Source organism: Gemmatimonas groenlandica (assembly GCF_013004105.1).
GTDB lineage: Bacteria > Gemmatimonadota > Gemmatimonadetes > Gemmatimonadales > Gemmatimonadaceae > Gemmatimonas > Gemmatimonas groenlandica.
This window is the reverse complement of record NZ_CP053085.1, coordinates 4,187,881-4,208,506: the sequence shown is the minus strand read 5'-3', so window position 1 is coordinate 4,208,506 and position 20,626 is coordinate 4,187,881. Positions and strand designations below refer to the sequence as shown.

20 protein-coding genes are annotated in these 20,626 nt (G+C 65.0%); 6 read left to right on the top strand and 14 right to left on the bottom strand.

Annotation, left to right across the window (positions count from 1 at the left end):
• Nucleotides 1–25: 25 nt before the first annotated feature.
• The 3 genes from HKW67_RS18060 to HKW67_RS18050 all read right to left on the bottom strand — a co-directional run bounded on the left by HKW67_RS18060 (nucleotide 26) and on the right by HKW67_RS18050 (nucleotide 3,178).
• Nucleotides 26–871, bottom strand: coding sequence for a class I SAM-dependent methyltransferase (locus HKW67_RS18060; protein ID WP_171226714.1), 846 nt, complete (start codon nucleotides 869–871; stop codon nucleotides 26–28).
• 140 nt (nucleotides 872–1,011) lie between these two features.
• Nucleotides 1,012–2,697 carry a LuxR C-terminal-related transcriptional regulator gene (locus HKW67_RS18055; protein ID WP_171226713.1) on the bottom strand — a complete coding sequence of 562 codons (1,686 nt, stop codon included), beginning with the start codon at nucleotides 2,695–2,697 and terminating at the stop codon, nucleotides 1,012–1,014.
• Nucleotides 2,698–2,773: 76 nt separating this feature from the next.
• Nucleotides 2,774–3,178, bottom strand: coding sequence for a COG3650 family protein (locus HKW67_RS18050; protein WP_171226712.1), 405 nt, complete (start codon nucleotides 3,176–3,178; stop codon nucleotides 2,774–2,776).
• A 187-nt stretch (nucleotides 3,179–3,365) separates the two neighbouring features.
• Between HKW67_RS18050 and HKW67_RS18045 the strand changes: the two genes are divergently transcribed.
• Nucleotides 3,366–3,566: a hypothetical protein gene (locus HKW67_RS18045; protein ID WP_171226711.1), complete on the top strand. Its 201-nt coding sequence runs from the start codon at nucleotides 3,366–3,368 to the stop codon at nucleotides 3,564–3,566.
• A 125-nt stretch (nucleotides 3,567–3,691) separates the two neighbouring features.
• Here HKW67_RS18045 and HKW67_RS18040 read toward each other — a convergent pair whose 3' ends face one another.
• Nucleotides 3,692–4,027, bottom strand: a complete 336-nt coding sequence (locus HKW67_RS18040; protein WP_171226710.1) for a 2'-5' RNA ligase family protein — start codon at nucleotides 4,025–4,027, stop codon at nucleotides 3,692–3,694.
• A gap of 233 nt (nucleotides 4,028–4,260) precedes the next feature.
• On the opposite strand from HKW67_RS18040, the gene HKW67_RS18035 reads away from it, so the two are divergent.
• Nucleotides 4,261–5,838: an alkaline phosphatase family protein gene (locus tag HKW67_RS18035; protein ID WP_171226709.1), complete on the top strand. Its 1,578-nt coding sequence runs from the start codon at nucleotides 4,261–4,263 to the stop codon at nucleotides 5,836–5,838.
• On the top strand, nucleotides 5,838–7,589 hold the full coding sequence (locus tag HKW67_RS18030; protein ID WP_171226708.1) for a glycosyltransferase family 39 protein: 1,752 nt from the start codon (nucleotides 5,838–5,840) through the stop codon (nucleotides 7,587–7,589). The genes HKW67_RS18035 and HKW67_RS18030 overlap by 1 nt, the downstream gene beginning before the upstream one ends.
• On the opposite strand, the gene HKW67_RS18025 is transcribed toward HKW67_RS18030, so the two are convergent.
• The 4 genes from HKW67_RS18025 to HKW67_RS18010 all read right to left on the bottom strand — a co-directional run bounded on the left by HKW67_RS18025 (nucleotide 7,569) and on the right by HKW67_RS18010 (nucleotide 9,966).
• The gene (locus HKW67_RS18025) at nucleotides 7,569–8,273 is read right to left on the bottom strand and encodes a polyamine aminopropyltransferase (RefSeq protein WP_171226707.1); all 705 of its coding nucleotides are present in this window, start codon (nucleotides 8,271–8,273) and stop codon (nucleotides 7,569–7,571) included. The two genes, HKW67_RS18030 and HKW67_RS18025, sit on opposite strands and share 21 nt — an antisense overlap.
• A gap of 7 nt (nucleotides 8,274–8,280) precedes the next feature.
• The gene (locus HKW67_RS18020) at nucleotides 8,281–8,949 is read right to left on the bottom strand and encodes a peptidylprolyl isomerase (protein WP_206044484.1); all 669 of its coding nucleotides are present in this window, start codon (nucleotides 8,947–8,949) and stop codon (nucleotides 8,281–8,283) included.
• A 187-nt stretch (nucleotides 8,950–9,136) separates the two neighbouring features.
• A complete protein-coding gene (locus HKW67_RS18015; protein ID WP_171226706.1) occupies nucleotides 9,137–9,517 on the bottom strand; it encodes a hypothetical protein in 381 nt (126 codons plus the stop codon).
• A gap of 2 nt (nucleotides 9,518–9,519) precedes the next feature.
• A complete protein-coding gene (locus HKW67_RS18010; protein ID WP_171226705.1) occupies nucleotides 9,520–9,966 on the bottom strand; it encodes a hypothetical protein in 447 nt (148 codons plus the stop codon).
• Nucleotides 9,967–10,075: 109 nt separating this feature from the next.
• Here HKW67_RS18010 and HKW67_RS18005 point away from each other — a divergent pair, with 109 nt between their 5' ends.
• Together HKW67_RS18005 and HKW67_RS18000 are read left to right on the top strand one after the other, a co-directional pair.
• The gene (locus HKW67_RS18005; protein ID WP_171226704.1) at nucleotides 10,076–11,455 is read left to right on the top strand and encodes a M20/M25/M40 family metallo-hydrolase; all 1,380 of its coding nucleotides are present in this window, start codon (nucleotides 10,076–10,078) and stop codon (nucleotides 11,453–11,455) included.
• Nucleotides 11,456–11,565: 110 nt separating this feature from the next.
• On the top strand, nucleotides 11,566–12,552 hold the full coding sequence (locus HKW67_RS18000) for a protein kinase family protein (protein WP_171226703.1): 987 nt from the start codon (nucleotides 11,566–11,568) through the stop codon (nucleotides 12,550–12,552).
• Between the two features lie 71 nt (nucleotides 12,553–12,623).
• Here HKW67_RS18000 and HKW67_RS17995 read toward each other — a convergent pair whose 3' ends face one another.
• The 3 genes from HKW67_RS17995 to HKW67_RS17985 form a co-directional block, all read right to left on the bottom strand.
• On the bottom strand, nucleotides 12,624–13,574 hold the full coding sequence (locus tag HKW67_RS17995; protein ID WP_171226702.1) for an NmrA/HSCARG family protein: 951 nt from the start codon (nucleotides 13,572–13,574) through the stop codon (nucleotides 12,624–12,626).
• 84 nt (nucleotides 13,575–13,658) lie between these two features.
• The gene (locus tag HKW67_RS17990) at nucleotides 13,659–15,008 is read right to left on the bottom strand and encodes an RluA family pseudouridine synthase (protein ID WP_206044483.1); all 1,350 of its coding nucleotides are present in this window, start codon (nucleotides 15,006–15,008) and stop codon (nucleotides 13,659–13,661) included.
• A 387-nt stretch (nucleotides 15,009–15,395) separates the two neighbouring features.
• A complete protein-coding gene (locus tag HKW67_RS17985) occupies nucleotides 15,396–15,884 on the bottom strand; it encodes a DinB family protein (RefSeq protein WP_171226701.1) in 489 nt (162 codons plus the stop codon).
• A 257-nt stretch (nucleotides 15,885–16,141) separates the two neighbouring features.
• Here HKW67_RS17985 and HKW67_RS17980 point away from each other — a divergent pair, with 257 nt between their 5' ends.
• Nucleotides 16,142–16,870: an aldolase/citrate lyase family protein gene (locus tag HKW67_RS17980; protein ID WP_171226700.1), complete on the top strand. Its 729-nt coding sequence runs from the start codon at nucleotides 16,142–16,144 to the stop codon at nucleotides 16,868–16,870.
• An 11-nt stretch (nucleotides 16,871–16,881) separates the two neighbouring features.
• Here the strand turns inward: HKW67_RS17980 and HKW67_RS17975 are convergent, their stop codons facing one another.
• Genes HKW67_RS17975 through HKW67_RS17965 form a run of 3 tightly spaced genes read right to left on the bottom strand, consistent with a single transcriptional unit; the run spans nucleotide 16,882 to nucleotide 20,593 of the window.
• Nucleotides 16,882–19,620: an MGH1-like glycoside hydrolase domain-containing protein gene (locus HKW67_RS17975; RefSeq protein ID WP_206044482.1), complete on the bottom strand. Its 2,739-nt coding sequence runs from the start codon at nucleotides 19,618–19,620 to the stop codon at nucleotides 16,882–16,884.
• Nucleotides 19,617–20,231, bottom strand: coding sequence for an acyl-CoA thioesterase (locus tag HKW67_RS17970; RefSeq protein WP_206044481.1), 615 nt, complete (start codon nucleotides 20,229–20,231; stop codon nucleotides 19,617–19,619). Before HKW67_RS17970 ends, HKW67_RS17975 begins: the two co-directional genes overlap by 4 nt.
• A complete protein-coding gene (locus tag HKW67_RS17965; protein ID WP_230981054.1) occupies nucleotides 20,162–20,593 on the bottom strand; it encodes a ribosomal maturation YjgA family protein in 432 nt (143 codons plus the stop codon). The genes HKW67_RS17970 and HKW67_RS17965 overlap by 70 nt, the downstream gene beginning before the upstream one ends.
• Between the last annotated feature and the right edge of the window lie 33 nt (nucleotides 20,594–20,626).

Here is a 20,626-nt window from a genome sequence, read left to right as displayed (position 1 = left end):
ATATCAAGACGGCGCTAACCGCGCATTACCGTCGGTCGATCACGACCTCGAGATACGCGCTCGGCAGCACCAGCGTCCCGTCCCCGGAGCGATTCCCCTTCTCCATCAGCAGCAGCAGATCCTCGGTGAACGCAGCCTGTCGATCGGCGTCGAGCGCCGCGAAAGTCTTGTTCATTGGGCCGTAGTACATGCGGAACACTTCGATCCAGTGCACCGGCGAGTGATAGCGGAAGACGAACTCGCGGGTGGTGAAGATGATGTCACTGGCCGTGTCCGCAAACAGCGTTTCGATGCGCTCGCGAGTGCCCCACGCGCTCGGCGACGTCACACCCGCTGCCGGCGGGAGGTACTTGCCAATCGTCTTGAACAACTGGCCGATGAAGCTCTCGGGCGTCCAGCTGGCGAGCCCGATGCGGCCGCCCGACTTGCAGACACGCGCCATCTCGGCCGCCGCCTGCGGCTGGTTCGGCGTGAACATCACACCGAACGTCGACACCACGTAGTCGAACGAACCATCAGCGAAGGGCAGGTTCTCCGCGTCGGCTTCCTGAAACGTGAGCGACATGCCATCGGCCTGAGCACGCGCACGCCCGGACTCGAGCAACGACGGCACGTAGTCGGTCGACGTGACCTCACACCACCGACGGGCGGCGGCGAGCGACGCATTGCCGTTACCGGCGGCCACGTCGAGCACCGTCGACCCCGAGCGGATATCCATCGATTCGCACAACTGCTCACCGACGATCTGGAGCGTGGTGCCAACGACGGCGTAGTTGCCGGTGGACCAGGCGATCTGCTGGCGTGTCTTGAGCGCGACGAGATCGGTAGCGGGCAATGCCGAGGGTGGTGACGAGAGCGTATCCTGAGACATGGCGATGGACCGGTGCGAGGGAAGCGGGGCGCGATTGTCGCGACATCGAGAGGATACCGATGGCATGGCACGACCCGCTTCCCCTGATCAGGCCATCTTTTCAACGTGGCCCCGCTGGCCCGAACGGGCCATACGGCGGGCTATAGCAGACCGAGCCGCGCCGCCTGGGCAACCGCGGCCGAACGCGACGGGACGCCAAGCTTGGTGAGCATGTTCGCGACATGCCGATGCACGGTGTGCTCACTGATGGTCAGACGCTCAGCAATCGCCTGATTCCCCAGCCCCTCGGCGATGAGCTCGAGCACTTGCACCTCGCGACGCGTCAGCGCGGTTGATGACGGGCTCGCGGGGGCGACGACATGCGCTTCAGCGGCCGTCGGCGTAGACGTCGTGGTTCGTGCCCGCAATGCGCTCGCGCGGTCGAGTTCGACGGTCGCCTCCAACGGCGCCAGCACCTGAACGGCGCGCTCCACTTCGCGAGCCGCCGCGTCGTTTCGACCCAAGGCCAGCAGCGCTGCAGCGAGTTCGAGGCCCGCCCGTCCGCGCTCGAACGAGGCGCCACTCTTGTGAAACAGATCCACCGCGTCTTCGAAATGGCGGCGTGCCGCCTCGTAGTCGTCGGCTCCGCACGCCAGCACGCCGTTGGCCAGACTGGCCGAGCCACGCAGTGGCGTCGTGAACGCCTGTTCGGCGATCCCCTGCAGTTCGATCAATGCCGCCAACGCGCGCGACTGATCGCCGCGCGCCACACGCGCGCGCACCAGCAGCTCGAGGGCGGCAACGCGCTCGGTGCGATTGTGCGCCGGCAGACTGCGCAGGTGACGTTCGGCCAGGTCACCGGCCGATTCCCAGTCGCCACGATCGAGTGCCACCGCCGCATGTCCGACGGCGGCGAGGGGATGCGCGCCGGAGCGCTCGAAGAGACTCGTGGCCTCGTCGAGTCGGCCCTGGCGACGGCGGAGTTCACCGAGACGCACCAACGCTTCGGAAACCATGCCCGGTCGAACGGCCGCGAGTTCGCTGCTCGCCGCTTCGAGTTCGCGTTCCGCTTCACCCCACGCACCACGCCACATGCAGACGGCCGCATACTGGGTGCGGCACACCGCGAATAACACGCGGAACTCCCACCGTTCGCAGAACGCGCGCAGACGCGCGCACCATTGCACAGCACGATCGTAGTCGCGTACGCGATCGCATGCTGAGATGAGGTAACAACAGGCGAGTCCGATCGCCACGCGATCCTGCATCTCGCCGGCGAGCACCGCGGCGTTTACCCCATCGAGCTCGTGCATGCCTTCGGGTATACGCCCCGACGTGGCGAGCGAAAAGCCGCGCAGGGCGCGTCCCACCATTTCGTAGTCCACAGACCCCGATGCGCGTCCGGCCTCAATGGCTTGCTCGGCGTGCTTGAGCGCGTCTTCCGGATTGCCGTGATCGAGCAGGGCGAATGCCGACTCCCGCACCGAGAGCCAGGCGTAAGCGGCGGTGTGGTGGTGCCCCTCAAGCAGCTCGCGCGCGCGGTGCAGCCAGCCGCTCGTGATCGCGTATTCGCCGCGGAACGCATCGTGATCCCAGGCCAGCCAGACGGCCACACGCGCCGCCGACACCTCGTCGCCGCGAGCACGATACGCGCGATAGGCCCGTTCACGGGCGGCAAACACGACGTCGGCCAGATCGAGCCACCACGCGGCCATCCCTTGCCCTTCAAGCGCTTCAGCCCGATCCGACTGTTCGACCAGCGCCGCCTCGAATGCCTGATACGCGTCGGACCATGCGCCGCGCAGCAGCGCGGCCTGTCCGACGTCCCAAGGATCATTCAAGGTCATGGCAGCACGCTAGGGTTCGCGCTGAGTGACGGCAAGAGTGGCCTCGTCTCCGGATCGCGTCGCGGTCGACGCAATGTTATTTCCGGCCCAGCGTATCGGGAACAACAGTGGCGCACCCACGCCATGTCGAGTCGCCACGCGTGACCACGGCGCTGCCCGGATAGCGTTGATCCGACATGCCGTCGCTGCAGTCGCCGCGCGCGATCACCAGCGTAAGCAGGGGATCCGCACCGAAGCGCTTCGTGCGATACACGGCCCGGCCATCGACGTCGAAGTCGGGCGGCGCGTAGGGATAGACGGTGCTGTCGATGCCCATCCGGCTGAACTGCACGCGGTCGCTCCGCACCTCGAGCGCCCAGAACGGCTCGGTGCCGCGCGCGACGGTCAGCACAACGGGTTCCGGCCGTTCACGACGACACGCGCCGGTGGAAATTCCGATCAGCACCAACAGGGCGAGCGGGGTCAGCAATCGATGGGACATCGGGGGAAGTCTACTCCTCCACCGCAGCCTCGCACTACGGGACGCGTGGGCGGACATTCCGCTCGCCGGACGGGCCGAGCCGTTTGTCACAGCGAGTGCCAGGCGCGACACTCCCGTTTCCCGATGCACCTGCCGATAATAGACAGGAGTTATCCCTATTCCTTACGCTTTACCCGGCAGCCGACCTATGTGGAACGAACTCTGCGATGACGCCCACGAGGCGCACGCGATGAAGGTTATCAACCGCGCCATTCTGACGATCGCCGTGTGCTTCCTCACCTTCGGTGGAATCGCCATGGCCACGCGCCTCGGCGCCGACGCGCCGCCGAGCTCGGTCAGCTACGGCAGCGAGAAGGCCCACAAGGACGCCGCGGTCTTCGGCGACTGAACGTTCCAGTATCAGGAATAGACGAATCCCCGCGGGCGTGCTGAGGCACTCCCGCGGGGATTCGCGCATTACCGGGCGTTTATCTGTACACGGCCCCGGCGGCCGCTCGCGATTCAGCCACCCGATCAGCAGAACGCGTGCGTGTCGAGCACCTGGGCACGGAGCACATGGAACGCAGGCTGGCCGGCAATGCATGGCAGCATGACGCCATGTCCTGAGAACGACACCGGCGCCCCGAAGGTAAGCGTGACCGGCGCGACCGTTGCGGCGGCGAGGCGGTCGCGCCAGACATCCCCGGCGTGCTCTGCGAGCTCGTCTTCGCGACAGAGCGTGACATGGGCCGGAATCAGTCCATGCTGCACTGGGTCGAGCTGCGCGCGGACCTCCTCGATGGCGCCCGCGCCGGCGTGCGGCACGAACAAGGTGAGCTGACGTCGTCGCGCGATTCCCGCGTCGGTCATGCACGGCGAGGGAGCGGGAGCTGCACGAGTCGCTGGCACTCTTTGAAGAAAGAGTCGTCCGCAGCAGAGCGAACCGTTCCAGCGGGAAGGAACGAGACCGCTCGCCGGTAGGCAAGTAGCGACGGCGGCTGTGAGGAACGTCCGTTTCCCTCACACTCCGGAGCCGTGCACCCTAGTTTCAACTACGCTCATCAGCGGACGCCGTTATCGGCCCCCAAACGCTTCAGTCGTCCATGTCTCAACAGCATGCCGCACCGCCCCTCGTCATTCTCGCGATCGATTCGGCTGACATCGAGTTGGTGACGCGGTGGACCGAGTCCGGGCACATGCCGACGCTCGCCGGCATCATGCGGGCGGGCTGCTTTCTGAAGATCGACGGCGCCGACCTTGTGAACGAGATGGGCAGCTGGATCTCGCTGCACAGCGGGGTCGCGAAAACGACGCATGGTTTCTACAGCGTGCGACAGTTGGTGCCGGGCACCTACACGCTCATGCAGACCAACGCCGCCGTCGCCAAGAATGCCCCCCCATTCTGGCGCTTCCTGCGTGGCGGAACGAAGAAGGCCGCCATCGTCGATCCGCCGGAGCTCGATGTCATTCCCGATGTGCCGGGCGTGCAGCTCACCAATTGGGCCGCGCACGAATCCGAGCGGCTGTGGGAGATGGCCCGCTCACTCCCTGAGCATGTACTGCCCGAAATCCGCGCCAAGTTCGGCGCTGGGGAGAAGCTCGCGACCTTCGCGCACCGCGGCACCGAGGAAGAAGATTTCGCCGACTACCAGCGCGCCCTCGCCCGCATCGCCACTAAAGGACTCGTCTGTCGTGACGTGATCGGCCGCGACGACTTCGATGTGATCGTCGCCACATTCTTCGAGGCCCACACCATCGGGCATCGCCTCTGGTCGTATCAGCCGGAGTTCGCGCCACCCAACCGCTTGTCGAATGGACTGCGCGATCTGTACGAGGCGATCGACGGCGAACTCGCGCGCACGCTGGCCGATCTGTCCGCTGAGGCGAACGTGTTCATCGTGTCGGCCTACGGGATGGCTGGCATGTATCCCACCACAGGGCTGATGGATGCGTTCCTGCACCAGCTCGACTACCAGGTGCCGCTGCGCACCGAGCAGCTGATCGCCGGACAGCGCTTCGATCCGCTCACGCTCCTTCGTCGCGCCCTTCCGCAGCCGGTTCGGAAGTGGGTAAGTCGGTTCCTGCCGGCCAACGTGCAGGAGCGGCTCATCGCGAGCGACTTCGCGGCCAATACCGACTGGAGCCGCTCGGTTGCGTTCGGGATCCCGAATCTGTACAACGGGCAGATCCGCCTCAATGTGCGGGGACGCGAGCCACAGGGAATCGTCGAGCCGGGGGCCGAGTACACCGCGCTGCTGGATCGCATTGAAGCCGACCTGACGCAGCTGGTCGATCCGAAAACGGGACGTCCGGCGGTCGCCCGGGTGTTTCGCAGCGCCGACGCGTTCCACGTGGGTATCGATCACGTGTTGCCCGACCTCTTCGTCGAGTGGGAATGGGCACCGCATTTCATGGACGAGGTGCTGCACCCGAGGGCCAAGCTCGTACAGGAGCCGGAGCACTACCATCGCTCCAGCTTCCACCGCCCCACCGGATTCGTGGCCGCCGCCGGCCCCTGGATTCCGCACGACACGACCACGCACACGATCGATCTGCGCGATCTGGCGCCGACATTCCTGGCAATTCTCGATGTGCCGATCCCGGACACGATGACAGGACATCCTTTGCCGTATGTGCGGATGCCGCTGCGGCGACCAGCATGCGCCACCGCGCCCGCTTGATGACGTCACGCGTGAACCGGGGCCTCCGCCTCGGTGTGAGCCTCGCGCTGCCGCTGGCGCTGGTGCTCAGCGCGCTGTTCATGCCCACGGCATGGTACGACACACTTCCGCGCACGCCCGACCTGCCCGCACGACCGATGCGCGGGACCACGCTGCTTCGCGCCATCCTGGCGCTGCAGGCAGTCATGACTGGGATATTGGCGCTGCGTGGCTGGCGATGGACACCGCTGCCGGATACGCTGCGCGCGACCGGATTCGCGCCGCGAACGGACGCGTACGACGTGAGCGAGAGCACCGCCCGTCGCTGGCTGCTGCTCATTACCCTCGTCGGGTTGGTACTGCGCGTGGCCGGGATCGGCGCCGATCTCTGGACTGACGAGTTGATGACCATCGATCAGACGGTGCCGATGTCATTCGGCGAGATCATCGGCAGCTACCAGTCGTCAAACAATCATCTGCTGATGTCTCTGCTTATCAAGGCGTCGGTCATGGTGTTTGGCGTGCACGAATGGTCCATACGAATGAGCACGGCGGCGTTTGGTATCGCGTCCATCACCGCACTGTATCGGGTCGCGCGTCTGGCCATGAGCCGACGCGCGAGCCTCGGCGCGTCACTGTTGCTGGCGGTGTCGTACCACCACGTGTTCTTCTCCCAGAATGCGCGCGGCTACGTGGCCTACGTGTTCTTCGCACTGCTCGCCACACGCGCACTCATCGACGCGCTACGTGACGACCACCTTTCTGATTGGGTCCAGTACGGCGCGGCAACCGTGCTTGGCATGATGGCACTGCTGAATGCGGCGTTCGTGATCGCCGCGCAGCTGCTGGTGGTGATCGTGGTCGCCTGGCAACGGTGGCGTCAGACCGGTCATATTGCGCCGCTCGTGTGGCGACTGGTCGGTGTCTACACCATCACCGGGCTCTGTTGCATCGGCGTGTATGCGGTGGCGTTGCCCGATGCGTACCTGTACATCACCTCGGCCTATACCCTTGGTCAGACCGGAGCCTCGGCGACGTCGAACGATCTGTTGCAGATGTTCGTGCGAGGCGTGCTGGAAGGCTTCGGGCCGGGCGTCGCGGCGGCCGCCATCCCGTTCCTGGCGCTGGCGACGGCTGGCTTCGTGGTGCTGTGGCGTCGACAGTGGGCGATGACCGCACTGCTGCTGCTCCCGGGCGTGCTCACCGCACTATTGCTCGCCTGGCGAGGCATGACCTTCTCGCCGCGCTTCTTTCTGCTCTGGTTGCCGCTGGCCGTACTCACCGCCGTCGTCACCATCGATGCCATCGCCGCGCGACTCTGGCGCGCGCAGCCGGCGCGGCGTCAGCTCGCTTCGTCCGTGGTCGTCGCCGCGGTCGCTACGCTCTCCGCGCTTTCGCTCGTACGCTACTACCGCGTGCCCAAGCAGCCGTTCAGCGCCACGCTGCAATACGTGGAGCGTGTACGCGCCGCCGACGATCTGGTGCTTGCCATCCGGCCCACGTGGCTGGGCGTGCACTACTACGGCGAGAAGCAACAGCTGCCGCTGGATCGCAATTACGTGGAGATCGGCGAGGTCACCACGCTGGATTCTGTCATGGCCGCGCGCGGCATACGCCGTGTTCGCCTGATCACGACGCTCGAACATGTGATCGAGCAGTCGCGCCCCGAACTCATGGCGAAACTGTACGCCGGCTGGCAGCGCGATACGACGCTCGCCGCCACCATCGGCGGCGGGGCGATCACGGTGTGGTCAGAGCGCGCGCGGCGTTGACGTTTCGCGGCGAGGCGGCCGCGGCTTCGCGACATACAGCGTGTGCATCGGCCCTTTGGTATCGTGCGCCCGCACACGCAGCGTTTCCACCAGGAGTCCGCTGCCGCGCAACGCATGCGCGAAGGCCGGATCGTCGCCCACCGACCAGTATGCGATGATACCGGGCGGACGCAGCGCCGCCACCGTGGTCGCGATGCCGCGCTGCGCGTACAGCCGCGCGTTCTCCGACATGATCATGCCATCTGGACCGTTGTCGGTGTCGAGCATGATCGCATCGAACTGCCCGGCGTGATCGCGGAGCACATTCACGATGTCGTCGTGCACCACGCGCACCCGCGGATCCTTCAGCGTCTCCACCGAAATCCCGTAGTCCGGATTGGTGTTCCACTCGATCACCTCGGCCAGAAACTCGGCCACCACTACTTCGGCGTCATCGGCCAGCTCCTTGAGCGCCGCCCGCAGCGTGAACCCGAGCCCCAAGCCGCCGATGAGCACGCGCGCACCAGGCTTGTCCTTGAGCCCTAAACACGCCACTTCCGCGAGTCGGTCTTCGGACAAATGCCGACGCTGCGACATCAGCTCGATGCCGTTGGCGCGAATGAGATACGACCCGTCGTGCCGGAACAGCTCGAGCAGCGAGCCATCCGGAGTGCGGGCGTTACCAAGGCGTTCGAAAGGCTTCATACGATTCTTAAGGAGACGGAACAACCGTGGCCGACACGATCGAGTCGAGCGCGGGAAACCACCGGTCGAGATACTTGTTGCCGCGCGACATGATACGTGACTGCACGGGATCCTCACCATACTCGACGTTGAGCCGTTCGAGCACGTCCATGCCTTCTACCACCACACCGATCGGCGCAAAGACGCGCTGCCGATCGAGCTTGGTCGAATTGTCGGCCATGTTGACGAACAGCTGCACGGTCCGGCTGTTCGCGTCGACGGTGGTGAAGGCCACCGTGCCGCGCGTGTTGCTCTGGCGCATAGGTTCATCGGCCATCGCCGCTTGCGCCCACTTCGCGTTCACCGCCGGATCCCCGTGAATGCCGAACTGCACCACGAACCCCGGCACCATGCGAAAAAATCGGTTGCCTGCATAGTAGCCGATCGTGACCAGCTCATAGAACCGATCGGCACCGTGCGGCGCGAGGGCGCGCGTGACCTCGATGGCGAATGGCCCCTTGCTGGTCTCGAAGCGCACGCGATACGAGTCGGGGCTGCGCATCGGCGTGGCCGCCGGCCCCGGAACCACCCGCGGCGCGGACTTCTGCGCCGATGCGCGTGGCTCGGCCGAGCAGCCAGCCGATGTGGCCAGGCCGATCGCCAGCAGTACCCGGGTGGTTGACCAACAGCTCGCCATGAATGCCCAAGTCGACGATGCGCCCACGGTAAGCCCGTAGGTTCACGCGAAGTCCGCGAAGGGCCGCGGAGGTACGCGAAGAAAATCTATTTTGCTGTTCTTCGCGAACCTTCGCGTACTTCGCGAGCTTCGCGTGAACCAGCGATCCAAGCCCGGCACGACGCTGTCCGTCGAGCCACCATCTAGGTTACGGCGCCCGCTCGATCGCCGCCGCGAGGCGTTCCGACAGCGGGGCCTCCGGGGGCAGCTGCCGTACGAGTTCCTCCACGCGACGCTGGGCATTGTTGCGCACCAGCCCCGCCTTGGTCACGTGCCACAGCGCGAGACCCAAGAGACGGGCGACCACCGCATCGGGTTTCGGCAGTCCGAACGACTCGAACAGTCGGCGAGCGTACTTCGTGACATCCACCTCATTACCACCTGCTTCCACGAGTCCGCGCACGGTGAGGGCGTGCTCGAGAAGTCGCGCGTCGTCGTGCGGAAGCCCAAGCGGATGGGCGAGTACGCGAGCGAGTTCGGGTTCGATCGGATCGTTCCGCTCCACCCAGTTGCCGCGATGTGTGGTCATCGTCAGTCCTCGTCCTCTACCCAGAGCACGGCCGTCACGCCGTCGCCCACGCAGACGATGCCCGCATCGAGCGCCGACTCCGTAAGCGGATCGAAGCTGAAGCCATTCGTGTGCTGTGACTCCTCGCCGAACACATCGGCCCAGTCGCCGTTCGTGAAGCAGGTGAACGGCTCCGGTACCATCGCCAGCAAGTCGCTCACCAACGCATCGGCTTCCGCTGCGGGAACGATCACCGCGTTGGTGGCGAGATCCCGCCCCAGTACGCCGGCGGCGATGCGCAGTGCGTCGCTCTCGCTCACCTCGAGCCAGCCGTCGCCGAGCGCGCGCAGTCCGAGGCTCTCCACGGCCTGATCGGCGAGGATCCGTGATTTCGCCCACTGGGGCTGCGGCACCAGGGCACACGTGACACGGCCACTCGTGCGCTTCGCGATGATCGTATCAGTCAGCATGTTGGATGAGAGAGAGGTTCGCTCAATATGCCACGGGGATTGGACGGGACGGGGCGCAGGCCCAAGATTGAAGGGATTCCCCCCCTCCCCCCCGAACGTGGACATGCCGATGGTTCGCTCTCCCTTGTTCGCGGCCTTCGCGCTGGCCGCGATCGCCGCACCGGTTCCGGTCTCGCTTTCCGCCCAGGCCCCCGAGGCGATTCCCGCCAAGTACGCCGAGGTCGCCAACCGCATTATCGCCGCCGCTCAGGCCGACTCGGCTGGGGCGTGGAACCGCATAGCCGAGCTTACCGATCGGTTCGGCCACCGTTTGTCGGGCTCCAAGGCGCTCGAAGACGCGATTATATGGACCGCCGCCATGATGGAGAAAGACGGCCTCGCCAACGTCAAGCGAGAGAAGGTCATGGTGCCGCACTGGGTGCGCGGCGCCGAGTCGCTAGAGCTGGTTGCGCCCCGTCGGCAGCTGCTGCCGATGCTCGGCCTCGGCGGCAGCATCGCGACGCCGGCCGCCGGGATCACCGCCGAAGTGATGGTGGTGGCCAGCTTCGAGGAACTCACGCAGCGCGCCGCCGAAGCCAAGGGCAAGATCGTGCTGTACGACGCCGAGTGGCGCGACTACGGCTACAACGGGTCGTTCCGTCGGCTCGGTGCCATCGCCGCCGCCAAGGTCGGTGCCGTCGCCTCGCTGGCGCGCGCGGCCGGTCCGTACAGCATGCGCACGCCGCACACCGGCAGCATGAGCTACGACTCGACCGTCAAGAAGATTCCGCACGCGAGCGTGACCTCGGAAGATGCGATGATGATGCGCCGCATGATCAATCGCGGCGACAAGGTACGTGTGACGCTCAAGATGAGCGCCAAGATGTTACCCGACGCGCAGAGCCACAACGTGATGGGTGAGCTGCGCGGACGCGAGAAGCCCAATGAGATCGTAGTGATGGGTGGTCACATCGATTCGTGGGATGTGGGACAGGGCGCCATGGATGACGCCGGCGGTGTCGTGATCGCCTGGGAAGCGATCCGCCTGCTCAAGAAGCTCGGCCTCACGCCGCGTCGCACCATTCGCGCGGTTGGCTGGACGAACGAGGAGAACGGCATGCGCGGCGGTAACGCCTACCGTGACGCGCACCAGAACGAGACGCACCAACTGGCCATCGAATCTGATGGCGGCGTGTTCTCGCCGCTCGGCTTCGGCTTCTCCGGGTCGCCAGGCGGACGGGCGATCGTGACCGCCATCGGTTCGTTGCTGAGCCCCATCAACGCCGGCAAGATCGAAGCGTCTGGCGGCGGTGCTGACATCGGTCCGATCATGGCCACCGGCGTGCCGGGCATGGGACTGAATGTGGACGGCTCACGCTATTTCTGGTTCCATCACACCGACGCCGACACCCCTGACAAGCTTGATCGCGCCGAAGTGCAGCGCTGCGTGGCGGTCATGGCGGTGATGGCCTACATCGCAGCGGATATCGAGCAGTCGATACCGCGCTGAAACGTGAAGCGCCATCCATCCGAATAGCCGACGCCCGAATTCGGTCGTAAGTTGGGCGATACCCATCTCTCTCCTATCCGTCAGTCACTCTTTTCCCTGCGTTGTAGTCTATGCCTCTCCCACGCGACTTCTATCCCAGTGCAGTGACCGAGTGCAAGGTCCTGAAAGCCGGTAAGGTGTACTTACTGACGCTCAGTGATGACACGCAGGTGGTGATCAAAGCCGAGTCGCAGAACTTCACGATTACCGATCGGCAGGAAGAGCGGAAGAAGATGGACTTCGGCTTCAAGCTGTCGGCCAAGCTTGGCAGTTCCGGCGAGACGCGCGTGATGGACCAGATGGAGGTCAAGCGCCTCGACAAATTGAAGTCGATGTTCTCCGACCCGTCGTACGACTGGGACATCGCGCTCGACCCGCGCTACAACGCGCAGACGTCGTGGTTGCTCATGGAAGCGGTGCCGGGATTGTCCAACCTCGACGATCTGATCGGCAAAGGCAAAGAGTTCGAAGCGCTGAAGATGGTGTGGGCACTGCACGACAAGGAAAATCTCGTTGCCTTCGGCAAGATCCTGGCGATGGACTGCTTCCTTGGAAACTCCGACCGCTTCGTAGTGGATGACAGCTCGGCCGACGATCCGATCAAGAACTATGGCAACGTGTTCTTCCAGAAGAAGGCCGACAAATCGCTGCGCGTGGTAGGAATCGACCCGATGGATCCCAACTCCGGATGGGCCAAACTCGATCAGGACATTCTGACCTGCACCACGGCGGCACAGAATCGTGCCGGCACCTTCTCCGAAGAATCGAAGCAGTGGCCCGGGCTCATTCTGCTCAGCGATCGACGCATGCGCGATCTGGGCAAACGGTGCCTACGCGCGTGCATGAACGAAGTGATCACCAAGGCGAAGTTCGATGCCAAGGCCGCCAAGACGTGGCAGGCGCGCGGTAAGCACTTCGACCTCGTCGAGAAGGGCATGAAGAAGGGCCGTGACGAAATCAAAATGCTGAGCAAGTTGCGCGTGAACGTGTCAGCCGGGCGTGCAAAGGCGCCCAATGGACTGCAGAGCCGCATGCGCGCGCTCGGCTGGATCAAGTAGAAACGAAAACCGGCGCTCGCACGATGCGAGCGCCGGTTTTCGTTCAGCGGTGTCGGTTGAGCGGTGTCCGTTCAACCAATCGGAATGGTCGCCGCGTACTTCACCAGCCACGCATCGAAATCGAGCAGTCCGGCATACAGCTGCCGCGAACGCGCCGCGTCGCGGTAGCGCTGGAACTCTTCGCCCAGAATCTGCTGGAACTGGAACATGTTGCCGAGGTCTTCAGCGCCCGGGAAACCGAGTCCGCGATACGTGTCGAACGGCACGTCGAAGAAGCGCACCGGGCGACCGATGGCCTTGCCGAGCTTTGCCGCCATGTCTTCGCCGCTCAACGACTCGCCGGCAATGCCGATGCGCTGACCGATGGTGCTTGGTCCTTCCTTGAAGATGCCGTAGGCGCAGCGACCGATATCTTCGGCGCCGATGCCGGGCAGCTCCGCGCCGCCCAACGGCAGCGCCATCACCAGCTCGCCCGCTTCGTTGGCGCGCGGTCCCATGCCGAAGTGGATGAGATTGTCCCAGTAAAACGCGACCATCATGTACGTGGTGGGCGCGCCTTCACTCGCGAACACGGCATCGACCGCGCCCTTCGAGTCGAAGTGCGGGCACTTGAAGTGGCCGTGCAACGTCGGCATGCGCGTGTCGTCCAGCGGGATCCACTTGCGCGTGTCTTCGAGCGTCGACCAGATCACATGCTGCACCCCGGCGGCTTTGGTAGCGCGCGCCATGTTCGTGGCCTGCACGCCTTCGCGCTCGGCGGAGAAGTGCTCCCAGAAGTTCGTGACGCAAAACGCGCCGTACGCGCCCGCGAGCGCGGCGCCAAGCGTCGACGCGTCGTCGATGTCGCCAGCCACGACTTCGATGCCTTCGGCGGCGAGCGCCCTGGCCTTGTCCGAATGTGGATTGCGCGTGATGGCGCGGGCCACGAACTCGCCGCTCGCGTCGGCGGCAATCGCGCGGGCGAGTCCGCCGCCCTGCGCGCCGGTGGCGCCGAACACCGCGATGATCTTCTTGTCACTCATGCGATACATACTCCCTTAGTGGTGAGATGCGACTTCGGGAGATTTTACGTCTTGTCGAAACGTCGGGCAATATCTCAGTGCCGATCAGAACGGTACCGGGCTTGTCACACGGAGTTCAACACCCGATACCGGATGGGTGAAGGCGAGTGATTCGGCGTGCAACATGAGCCGCTCGCCATACTCCGGCGCCGCGCGTCCGTAGAGACGATCCCCGACGATCGGCGCGTCGAGCCCGATCGGATTCGACGCATGCACGCGCAGTTGATGCGTTCGACCGGTGTGCGGCGTGAACGCCACCTTGGTTCGCCCGTCGGCGCGGGCAAGCACCTGCCACGTGGTCACGGCCGCTTTGCCATGCACTGGGTCGTGGATTTGTCGCGGACGGTCGTCGACATCCATGCGCATCGGGAAATCGATCACGCCCTCGTCGTCCTGCACATGGCCGTCGAGCCATGCGACATACCGTTTCGCGATCTCGCGCAGCGAGAACAGTCGCTGCAACGCCGAGAAGGTGGTGGTGTCCTTGGCAGCCAGCAGGAGACCCGACGTATCGAGATCGAGTCGATGCACCACCAACTGTCCCGTGGCATCGGGATAGCGCGCGCGCAGTCGCGTGGACACCGAGTCCCGCAGCAATCCGCTGCGTCCCGGCACCGACAGCAGTCCGCACGGCTTGTTCACGATCACGAGATGCTCGTCCTCGTACACCACGGCGGGCTCGCTCTCGGCGATGGCGGCGGCACCGAACAGCGGCGGCGGATCGGCCGGCAGGCCGCGCAGCATATGCGCGAGGATCGGCGGACACTTCCCCTGACACGCCGGATAAAACGAGCCGCCGCGACGATCGCCGGTGCGCGGCGGTGCGCCCCACCAGAACTCGGCCAGCGCGAGCGGCCGTAGTCCCTGCGCATAGGCATGAGCCAGCAGCTTGGGTGCCGCACAATCCCCCGCCCCTCCCGGTGGCTCCTTGGGCGCGAACAGATCGCGCAGCGCACGCACCTCTCCCAAGGCATTCGTGAAGCGGTACGTCTTCTGAATGGCCGGTAGCAGTTCGCGTGAGCGCGCGGTGCGTGCGTCGTCGTCGGCACCGAGGTCGTACAGTTCGGCCTCGCCGGGAATCCAGACCGCATCACGCGCGGCGACATCGTACGCCGGCGGAGCCCACCCGTCGATAGTCCACGTGCCGGCGACCATACCGGAGAAGCCGCGCAAATAGCCCACCGTGCCATCAGGAGCCGCGACCACCAGGACCCCGAACATTTTGCCGTTGCCGGGCTGATCGAGCCGCCAAGGGGCCATTGCGGGCAACTGGAGCAGGTCCATGGTCTCCGTTGCCGCGCGGCGTGCGAGCGGATGGACCGCCGCCCGGTCGAAGGGACTCGGGAATCGCGCGGGAAGATCGCTGACGTCGGGTGGCGAGGTGAACCGGATCACGACTGCAGGATAACGGAATCGCGAACCAAGTCCCACACAACACGGGTGTAAGGCTTTGCCCGATAGTGCGCCGCGCAAAAGGGTTGCACTGTACTCTCGCAGAGTGAGGGCGATGCCTCCACGATGGTTCGGCGGGTCGGGGATCGATCCCGATTCCTCGAGGTGTAAGAGGCGAAGCGAGAAGGCACCGCGTGCATCGACCCGCTGCATGTATCCCACCTCAGAGTGGGACGGACCGTTGGCCGGATCATAATACGCGGTCAATCGGGTGCCGACACGGAATCAGATGGCTGCAGGTGCCATCACGACCACAGGTCGTTACGAACCTCCGTGGACGACACGGAAACGCGCCGGGCGTCATGCCCGGCGCGTTTTGCATGCGGATCGCTACAGCGCAGGCGAGGACGATCCGAACTCGCGATGCCACGCGATGTAGTCCACTCCGACCGCGCTCGCTCCAACGTCGCGCAACGCCACATTCGCTTTGCCGCGATGATACTGCCCGTGCATGAGCAGGTGCAGCAGGATTTCGCCAAGCTCGGTGCGGAATGGCAGCCCCTGCAGGTTGTTGTACGCAATCTCCCGCGCCAACGCGTCGGGCGTGAGCGTGTCGAACAGGTGGCGCATGCGCTCGTCGATCACCGCACCCACACGCTCGAGCTCCACCGCCGAATACGCGGGCCACACCGGTATCGTCGCCGCTCGCCCCTCGATGCGCGAGAGCCAGACTTCCTGCGCTCCGCGCACATGGGCGAGTTCACGCAGCACCGCCGTCGCGTCGCCGGCCACCTGCTGCACAGCGACAACGAGTTTGGTATCCGCCCACTCACCGTGCGCGCGAAGTGACGTGAGATGTCGAAGAGGATCGTGTGCCATGGGAGAGAAACTGTGGCTCGACGGCGAGCGCGTCCACCGTCCGCGCGATATGATATCTGCTTCGCACGGCTTTCGCGCCGCACCATCGGCGCTCACACTCAGGAGAACGGCACATGCGTCGTACGGGCTGGCTCGTTGCACTACCATTCGCGGCCACAATCCTCGGCGGCTGCGCGAGCGCATCGAAGGCCTCGCCCTCATCCGCGTCGGCGGGCGCAGCACTGCCTTTGTGGAGGTCCGGCGCAGCCGCGTTCGGCATGTTCGTTCCCAGTGAGCGGCCACCGGCGCCACCAGCGACCGGCGCTACACGTCTCCCGCCGCTGTATACCGAAGCCGGTGCCAAGGCGCTCGCCGAGAATCCGCTCCTCGACTACCTCTTCCTCAATCTCGAGGGGGCGTACGACGCGAATGCCGTACGGGCGATGGCGAGTGGCATCAAGCTGAGCAACGTAGCCACGCGTCCCACCTTGCTCGTGCGTATTCCGACCATTGAAGACGCCGGCGTCGACGTCACGCGCGCCCGCGTGAAGGAAGTGCTCAGTCTCGGCGCCGACGGCGTGGTCATTCCGCATGTGCGCAGCACGGCTGAGGCACGCACCGCGGCAGCGTTCTTCACCGAGGCCGGCGCCAACGTCTGGTCACCTGCCAATCCGAAGGGCACCGTGATCGCGATGCTGATGGTGGAAGACAAAGGCGCCATCGCCGAGGTCGCCGACATCGCGGCCGTGAAGGGCTACAGCTTGCTGTCGTGCGGCATCGGCAGTCTCACCCGCGATATGGGCGGTGACGCGCCGGGCGCCGAGGCGGCATGCCAGCGTACGCGTGACCTGGGAGCGAAGGCGGGAATGCCGAGCATGATGACGGCCACGGCTGGCACGAACAAAGACCGGATCGAGAATGGCTACCGCGGGCTGCTCCTGTCCGGCACGGCCGACCAGGCCACGGCCATCATCCGCACCGGACGGCCGATCGCGAAGCGCCCGTAACGACGGTACCCCTAGGGCTGGGGCATGCGGGCGCTCGTCTGCAGAATGCGGATGGCGGCCGTCATGCCCCCCGACGTATGCAACAGCTCCTTCGCGAGCATGCCATTGGTCTGAATGATTTGCGCGATGCAGCCGGTCCATCCGGTCTGGTGGCTCGCTCCCACGCCGGCGCCCGTGTCGCCGTGGAAGTACTCGGAGAATTGTACGAGGTCGCGCCAATACGGGTCGTCGCGAAACACCGCCTCGGCGCCATTGACAGGGCGAGTGCCTGCCGCGTCGGGCTGGAAGATGCTGCACAGGCGATCACCCAGTTCCATCGCGACCTCGAGCAGCGTCATCTGAGGGCCTGATCCGGTGGGGCACTCCACCGTGAAGTCGTCACCGTAGTACGCGTAGAGCCGCAGCAACGCGCCGTACAGCAGGTAATTGATCGGCATCCACACCGGCCCGCGCCAATTGGAGTTGCCGCCGAACATGCCGCTGTCGGAGTCACCCGGTACGTAGGCGACTCGATGCTCCTTGCCGTCGTGCGCGAACGTGTACGGATGCTCGTGGTGGTAGCGCGACAGGGCCCGGATGCCGTGCGGCGAGAAGAACTCGTTCTCGTCGAGCATGCGCGACAGAATGCGGCGCAGTTTCGTTTCGTCGACGATCGACAGCATCCGTCGATCGGCCACCCCGGGCCGGTCAGGCAGATGCAGATTCGCAATCAGCCGCGGGTGACGCCGCGCGAACTCTGCACTCTGCTCGCGGAAACGGGGCAGCCGTTCGAAGAGATCCGCCTCGAACACCGCCACCGCCGCCAGCGGCAGCAGCCCCACGATGGAGCGCACCTTCAGGCGCATGGCCGATCCGTTCGGCAAGCGCAGCACGTCGTAGAAGAAGCCGTCGTCCTCGTCCCACATTTCGTCCTGATGCTCGCCCACGCGATCCATCGCGCCGGCGATGCGCAGCGTGTGCTGATAGAACTTCTCCACGAAGTCCTGATACCGCGGTTCGTGTAGCGCCAACTCCACGGCGATGCGGAGCATCTGCTGACTGAAGAACACCATCCACGCCGTGCCGTCGGCCTGGTCGATGTACCCGCCGGTGGGCAGCGGCGACGAGCGGTCGAACACTCCGATGTTGTCGAGGCCGAGAAATCCGCCCTCGAAGATGTTCGCGCCGGCGCGGTCCTTCCGATTGATCCACCACGTAAAGTTCACCAGCAGCTTCTCGAACGACTGCTTCAGGAACTCCAGATCGCCCTGGCCAGCACGGCGTTCCTTTTCCAGCAGATACAGCTGCATGGTGGCCCACGCGTGCACCGGCGGATTCACGTCGCTGAAGTTCCACTCGCACGCCGGCAGCTGGCCGTTCGGATGCAGATAGTCGTTGCGCAGCAGCAGATCGAGCTGTTCCTTCGCGAAATCCATGTCGACGATCGCCAGCGGGATGGCATGAAAGGCCAGATCCCAGGCAGCGTACCACGGATACTCCCACTTGTCCGGCATCGAGATGATGTCGTCGCAGTACATGTGCGACCACGCGCCGTTCTTCTTCGCGTGATGGCCGACGCGATGATGTTCCAAGTCGCAGTGGTAGTACTGCTTCGACCACAGCATACCCGCCAAGGCCTGTCGCATCACGTGGCTACGCTCAACGTCCATACGCACGCCGATCGGCGTGATCGCGTTGTAGAACGTGTCCGCTTCGCGCATGCGCGCCGAGAACACCGCGTCGAAATCGGCGAATGGTGCGTGCGATTCCTGCGGTGCCTGCGCCGTGAGGCGCAATCGCACCGTGGTCTGGGTGCCGGCTGCGAGGTCGAGCTCGTAGAGCGCGCACATTTTCGTGCCGCGCTGCGCCGGATTCACGGCATCCCGGTTGCCGAGCACGACGTAGTCGTTGATACCGTCTTTCACCCACGCGCTCGCGTTCGGCACACCGGACAGTCGGGCCGTATTGGTCTCGTTCTCGGTGAACAGCAACGGCACGTCGGCGTCGCAGTACAGGTAATACGCTTCGGGCATGGCGCGCGCGGCGAAGCCCGGATGTGTCGCCTGTACGGTCGCGCCACCGTGGGAGGCCGTCGCCGGCATCGCGTGCATCAGCGGTTTCGGTGCGCTGGGGTTGCCCGCCCACGTATTGCGGAACCAGAGCGTAGGCAAGAGCCGTAAGCGTGCCGCGTCGGGTCCTCGATTACAGGCCGTGATCGCGATCAGGATATCGTCGGCATCACCCTTGGCGTACTCCACAAATACATCGAAGTAGCGCTGTGCATCGAAAACACCGGTGTCCAGCAATTCATACTCCGGCTCCTGTCGGTTGCGCCGCGCATTGGTGGCGATGAGATCGAGATACGGGTACGCCGCCTGCGGATACTTGTACAGATACTTCATGTACGAGTGCGTCGGCGTGGAATCGAGGTAGAAGTAGTACTCCTTCACATCCTCGCCGTGATTGCCTTCGCTGTTGTCCAGCCCGAAGGCGCGCTCCTTGAGAATGGGATCGGCGCCATTCCAGAGCGCCAGCGCGAAACACAGCTGCTGCTTGTCGTCGCTGATGCCGCCGAGTCCGTCCTCTCCCCAGCGATACGCCCGCGAACGCGACTGATCGTGCGTGAAGTGATTCCACGCGTCGCCGCCCGGGCTGACGTCTTCGCGCACCGTGCCCCATTGCCGTTCGCTGAGATACGGGCCCCAGCGCTTCCACGGGCGCGTGCCATCGCGCGCGGCCGCGAGGCGCTTCGACTCCTCGTCGTGCATCATGATGCGCTCGCCGCCGCACGTTGCCGGTCGATGATCTCCTTGTCCTGTGCGAAGAGCTCGAACACCCAGCCGGGGGGATTCATGACCGGTCGCGTCACGCCGGAATCGCGCAGGACATCGGCGAGTACGCTCGGCACGTCGCGCTTCCAGATCAGCGCCCGAGTGATGCCCACGGCCTTGATCTCCCCGTGCTGCACGAACCGATGGATATGGTAGATCCACTTGTCATCCCATCCGGCCAGCTCCAACTCGACCTCGAATTGCGTCCACCGCTTGAGCGGCTTCCGATAGATCAGCTTCTGCGAGCCGAGCGTAGGGGCCAGTCCGCGTGTCACGATGGCGTGATACATCGGTGAGCGGGCGATCATCTCCCACCGGATGAAGTCCATGTACGCCGCGTATCGTGACGCCGTCATCACGCGAAAGCCGTCGCAGTCGAACAGGCGCACGCGGAAGGTGCGCCGGATGGTCGCATCGGGCGCCACCGACGGTTGCACGTGGCGGAGCGCCAGAATCTTGACGATCGTGAACCAGTAGTGAATCACCGCCCCGTCTCTCTCGAGATCGCGACGCGCTTCTGCCGTCGCGTTCGGAGCGACCAATCGATCCACGCCGCCAGAATTACCCCGACGAGGTAGCAGGCGACATCGCTCCAGAGAAAGCCCTGCCCGAGTGCCAGCGCTCCAAGCGGCAACGCGCGCACGGCATCGATCCATGGCGCGTGATAGCGCTGGCTCACTTCCACCGCGACCGCGATGGCGAAGGCGATCGCCGCCAGATGCCGTCCCTCGCCATTCGGCCGCACCAGCGTGAGCAGCCAGAACACCATCGACGCCCACAGCACGTCGCCCGCGTACGTCGACACAAATTCCGGCAGCACGGCGGGATAGCGTCGGGAGGCCAATCCCAGCGCCACGGTACCGATCAGGAGCAACAGGCCGTGCATCGTCGAGCGCTTGGGCGTACGGAGCAAACGGAACGCTCGTGAAAAGAGGGAGACAGCTCA

What these genes read in the sequence shown, in the direction of transcription:
- HKW67_RS18010 (WP_171226705.1), bottom strand. Translation starts at nt 9,966, where the DNA reads ATGCTGACTGATACGATCATCGCGAAGCGCACGAGTGGCCGTGTCACG.
- HKW67_RS18050 (WP_171226712.1), bottom strand. Translation starts at nt 3,178, where the DNA reads ATGTCCCATCGATTGCTGACCCCGCTCGCCCTGTTGGTGCTGATCGGA.
- HKW67_RS18055 (WP_171226713.1), bottom strand. Translation starts at nt 2,697, where the DNA reads ATGACCTTGAATGATCCTTGGGACGTCGGACAGGCCGCGCTGCTGCGC.
- HKW67_RS18030 (WP_171226708.1), top strand. Translation starts at nt 5,838, where the DNA reads ATGACGTCACGCGTGAACCGGGGCCTCCGCCTCGGTGTGAGCCTCGCG.
- HKW67_RS17995 (WP_171226702.1), bottom strand. Translation starts at nt 13,574, where the DNA reads ATGAGTGACAAGAAGATCATCGCGGTGTTCGGCGCCACCGGCGCGCAG.
- HKW67_RS17975 (WP_206044482.1), bottom strand. Translation starts at nt 19,620, where the DNA reads ATGATGCACGACGAGGAGTCGAAGCGCCTCGCGGCCGCGCGCGATGGC.
- HKW67_RS18005 (WP_171226704.1), top strand. Translation starts at nt 10,076, where the DNA reads ATGGTTCGCTCTCCCTTGTTCGCGGCCTTCGCGCTGGCCGCGATCGCC.
- HKW67_RS18035 (WP_171226709.1), top strand. Translation starts at nt 4,261, where the DNA reads ATGTCTCAACAGCATGCCGCACCGCCCCTCGTCATTCTCGCGATCGAT.
- HKW67_RS18020 (WP_206044484.1), bottom strand. Translation starts at nt 8,949, where the DNA reads ATGGCGAGCTGTTGGTCAACCACCCGGGTACTGCTGGCGATCGGCCTG.
- HKW67_RS18060 (WP_171226714.1), bottom strand. Translation starts at nt 871, where the DNA reads ATGTCTCAGGATACGCTCTCGTCACCACCCTCGGCATTGCCCGCTACC.
- HKW67_RS18025 (WP_171226707.1), bottom strand. Translation starts at nt 8,273, where the DNA reads ATGAAGCCTTTCGAACGCCTTGGTAACGCCCGCACTCCGGATGGCTCG.
- HKW67_RS18045 (WP_171226711.1), top strand. Translation starts at nt 3,366, where the DNA reads ATGTGGAACGAACTCTGCGATGACGCCCACGAGGCGCACGCGATGAAG.
- HKW67_RS18015 (WP_171226706.1), bottom strand. Translation starts at nt 9,517, where the DNA reads ATGACCACACATCGCGGCAACTGGGTGGAGCGGAACGATCCGATCGAA.
- HKW67_RS17985 (WP_171226701.1), bottom strand. Translation starts at nt 15,884, where the DNA reads ATGGCACACGATCCTCTTCGACATCTCACGTCACTTCGCGCGCACGGT.
- HKW67_RS18040 (WP_171226710.1), bottom strand. Translation starts at nt 4,027, where the DNA reads ATGACCGACGCGGGAATCGCGCGACGACGTCAGCTCACCTTGTTCGTG.
- HKW67_RS17980 (WP_171226700.1), top strand. Translation starts at nt 16,142, where the DNA reads ATGTTCGTTCCCAGTGAGCGGCCACCGGCGCCACCAGCGACCGGCGCT.
- HKW67_RS18000 (WP_171226703.1), top strand. Translation starts at nt 11,566, where the DNA reads ATGCCTCTCCCACGCGACTTCTATCCCAGTGCAGTGACCGAGTGCAAG.